Origin of the sequence: Mycobacterium ostraviense (assembly GCF_002705925.1) — a bacterium.
Taxonomy (GTDB): domain Bacteria; phylum Actinomycetota; class Actinomycetes; order Mycobacteriales; family Mycobacteriaceae; genus Mycobacterium; species Mycobacterium ostraviense.
The window spans coordinates 1-3,524 of the sequence record NZ_NKRE01000157.1 but is presented as its reverse complement, the minus strand read 5'-3'; the positions used below and the strand labels follow the sequence as shown (position 1 = coordinate 3,524).

The following is a 3,524-nucleotide window of genomic DNA, read 5'->3' as shown; positions in this document are numbered from 1 at the left end:
TGGTACAACCCCCGCCGCATCCAAGCTGGCCTCTGCGGGCTCTCACCCGACGAATATGAAGCTGCCTGGAAGGACAACCAGCAGCACCACCCCCAAGCGAGCTACCCTCCCACTCGAGGGGGTCGGTCCCAAATAAAAAAAGTCTCCGGGAAACCGGGGGAGGTCCAGCCGCTGGGCACGCGCCAGCATGGTTTGGGTGGTTTCGCGCAGCACCGCCAGGATGGTGTCGGAGTCGTGGGCGAACCGGTCAAACATTGCTGCCCCAGCGCCGAACTCCATGCCACCCTTGGGGTCAAGGCAGCGTACCGAGACCAACCCGGCTTTGATGCCCGGTGCTAGCCCGGCCAGCAGGGACCACAACACGCTGCCCTTGCCCGCCCCGGTGGCCCCGCCGACCAGAATGTGGCTCCCGGCCACCGGCAGAGTCCATGTGTTGCCGGTCTCGGTGATCCCGACTGGCACCTGGGCCAGCTGCACAGCGGTATCCGCGGCTGGCCGCCGCAGGGCGATGGGGGCAGCCAAAGCGTCATGGTGGCGAACGCGGATCACGATGTCGCGGCCCCGCCCGGCATCGACCGCGCCGGCTTCGATGGTCACGTCATGGGCGCCGAACGCTGCGGCCAGCCCATCGGCTTGGGCTTGCCACGTTTTGACTGATTGGCCAACCAACAACCGCACCAGCAGGGTATCGACGGCGGCCCCGATGCGTACCTCGCGTAACTGCGGGACCAGCGCCGCTGCATCAGGCTTGCCGCGTCGGGCGATGGTCAGACCATGACGTTCGCAGATCACCGTCCAGCGCCGCCAGTACACCAGATGAGCCCGCCGATAATCGCCGACCGGTTTGGCGATGCAGTCCCGGTAGGCGTCGGGCCAGCCCAGCCGCCACCCCCACACCATCGCCGCGCATGCCCCGCCGAGTAGGAATGCAACCCGCAGCCCGCCCACCGCGCCGGCGAGCACGAAGATGCCCAGCAACACTGCGGTGTCGGGCCAACGCAGCGTGAACCGCCACAACCCTTGGCCGGTCATCCGCAGCAGGTCAACCAGCAGCTCACCGAGCCAGTCCTCGTTGGAAGGATTTCCTTTGTTGTTGTTCTTTGATGCCATGATCTGTTCGTCTCTTCCTTGCGCAGGGAGGGAGCGCGGTGGGGCGCAATTGCCGTGGGCGGCGTGCGCCCCACCGCACAGGTGGGTTTATTTCGCGCTGCGAGCCGTCTCACCGATCGGCGAGCTGGCGTTGGCGGTGACGACAGTGATGGCGTCGGCGCGAAACGCCACACCGCTGCGATCACCTTGACTCCACGGGATCGCTACCAGCCCAGACACCGACACCTGCTGTGTCACGGCGAGTTTCGGATCACCAGCGAGGGTAATGTTGAGCACTTCGCCGCCGGTGTCATCGAGGGCAAGCACCTGCACCGAATACAACGGCAACCCGGTGGCGGCATCGGTTTTAGGGCTTCCCGTTTCGAAGTTCAACCGGCGCTCCGGGGGCCGAGTGACGATGAACCGCGTTGTTGAGGTATCGAGTTTCAAGCGCATATCGCAACCTTCCCCACGTTGTTGTCATGTACTGCCGTGCAACGGATTTCGATGCACACCACCACTACAACCGGGAACCTGTGGACAGCGCGCCCCCGCGGGGTGGACACCTACGGACAGCACCTGGACACATCAGGACACCAACCATTCGCACCGGTCTGCGCGGCCCAACCCCAGGCCGGCAATGCCGCGGGCGGATTCCAGTCAACGTCGCAACACCGATGGCCCGAAGCGGTGAAACGGTCGTGGACAACCAAGAGCGGTTCGTTGGACTGATCGCCCACGCGCGTCAGCAACGGCGCGGCGTGCCGGACCCGTTGGGTGCCAACCGCGGGACGGGGACCCGCGTTGCGCGACAATGAATTTGAGGCTGGCGACGACGCTTTCGGTGATCCCGGCTGGGAGTCTCTACCGTTTTAGATGACCCGAAACACGGAGCCCTGAGATACGCCAGAAACGTACCGAAAACACGGTACGTTACCAAACTGTACCTACGGGCAAATGCTCGCCGTGGCTCGCCAAGAACACCGCCGCCGCGTCGCCTGCGGTGCGCCGATGCCGTCGCCCCGAGCGCTGAGCATGGAGGGAAACCCCGTGACCGTGCGGGCCTTGCGGGAACGAGCCCGGGTCAGCACCGAGGTCCACAGCGCCCCATATCCCCCCGCCATCTGTCTTGTCACGGGCCACCCAGCGCCGCCCACGCGCACCGTGGGATCGTCGGCATCGGGGTCGGCTACCATCAGTGGCCGCTCACGCCCCTCAACCACAACCCGGAACCCATGCCACCAGCAACCTCTCGTTTCGATCCCGAAGCCGGTACACGGCTCGATGATGTGATGGCGAAAAAGGCGATCACGCCACAACGACTCGCCCGCGAGGCCGGGGTATCGGTCAAGTCACTGGGCCGATGGCGCAAAGGTGAACCGATCCAGCGCGAAAACGCCTACGCCGTCGCCAAAGTCCTCGACGTTGACCCCTGGGAAATCTGGTTTGACTTCGCACCCACCTGCGCGGCAGCCGGGCTTGTCACCGACGACGATGTCCAACCGGTGTTACCGGTCAGCGACCACGGCATCACCGATGTGTTCTTATCTCGCGCCGAACTGACCGCCAGCTATCCGGCCGCCGGTATGCTTGCCGAAGCCACCCGCGTGCAAATCATGGGACTGTCGCTGAACCAGATCACCCAATCGGTCACAGACCGCCAATTACACGCCGCCCTCGGGCGCGGCACCGTAACTGCAATGTTTGTTCCTCGAACCCTACAGCCGCTACACCAGCGACCGAGAAGCCGACGAAGGCCACCCAGCCAACCTGCTCTCACAGCTGACCGTCACCAACATCGACACCCTCAAACGCGTCCGCGGTCACCTGCCCGCCGACACCGCGCACAAACTGCAATTACGCACCTACCACGCGCCGCTGCGGTTTCACATCACGATCATCGACGAGTCGGTGGCCATCGTGCAGTTCTACCTGCCCGCATCCCGCGGCACCGAATCACCCGCACTTGTGCTACGCCCCACCACAACGCCACCCGACCTGTTCAGCGAATTCGCCACCGTATTCCATGACGCCTGGGCCACCGCGAAAGAGGTATGACAGCTGAACACCCCCACGCCCCCCAGCCACCACGAACTCGACCGCTACCTGGCCACGGCCCTAGCGGCAACCGCCATCGCCTCGCAGACCCTTGCCGACACTCCCGACCCGGGCCAGATCACCGATAAAACCGACCGCAACCTCGTCACCGACACCGATATGCGTATCCAGCAGGCCGTCTACGATCACCTATCGACCGCAACCCCCGGCGCGGCCTTCCTCGGCGAAGAGCAAACCCGTCACCCCGCAACAAGTCACGGTTTGACGTCCATCAGCTCTGAGGTTCCCCCCAAACCGTAGAGGCATCGACAATGAGGAGCACGATGCCAGAGAAGCGGATGAAGTACGACCGGGAGTTCCGTGAGGGGGCTGTCCGG

4 protein-coding genes and 1 pseudogene are annotated in these 3,524 nt (G+C 64.5%); 2 read left to right on the top strand and 3 right to left on the bottom strand.

The genetic code is table 11. The annotated features are described in order from the left end of the window. Positions 1 to 42 precede the first annotated feature (42 nt). Together CDN38_RS28470 and CDN38_RS28465 are read right to left on the bottom strand one after the other, a co-directional pair. A complete protein-coding gene (locus tag CDN38_RS28470) occupies positions 43 to 1,110 on the bottom strand; it encodes an FtsK/SpoIIIE domain-containing protein (protein WP_075509479.1) in 1,068 nt (355 codons plus the stop codon). Positions 1,111 to 1,197: 87 nt separating this feature from the next. Next, the gene (locus CDN38_RS28465) at positions 1,198 to 1,545 is read right to left on the bottom strand and encodes an SCO3933 family regulatory protein (protein WP_075509478.1); all 348 of its coding nucleotides are present in this window, start codon (positions 1,543 to 1,545) and stop codon (positions 1,198 to 1,200) included. 779 nt (positions 1,546 to 2,324) lie between these two features. Here CDN38_RS28465 and CDN38_RS32720 point away from each other — a divergent pair. Together CDN38_RS32720 and CDN38_RS31560 are read left to right on the top strand one after the other, a co-directional pair. After that, positions 2,325 to 2,519, top strand: a pseudogene (locus CDN38_RS32720) (helix-turn-helix domain-containing protein); the annotation flags it as partial. Between the two features lie 274 nt (positions 2,520 to 2,793). Then, a complete protein-coding gene (locus tag CDN38_RS31560) occupies positions 2,794 to 3,147 on the top strand; it encodes a DUF5919 domain-containing protein (protein WP_075509477.1) in 354 nt (117 codons plus the stop codon). A 60-nt stretch (positions 3,148 to 3,207) separates the two neighbouring features. Here CDN38_RS31560 and CDN38_RS32060 read toward each other — a convergent pair whose 3' ends face one another. Continuing rightward, positions 3,208 to 3,336 (bottom strand): hypothetical protein, encoded by a 129-nt coding sequence (locus CDN38_RS32060; RefSeq protein ID WP_267888215.1) that lies wholly within the window; start codon positions 3,334 to 3,336, stop codon positions 3,208 to 3,210. Positions 3,337 to 3,524 lie beyond the last annotated feature (188 nt).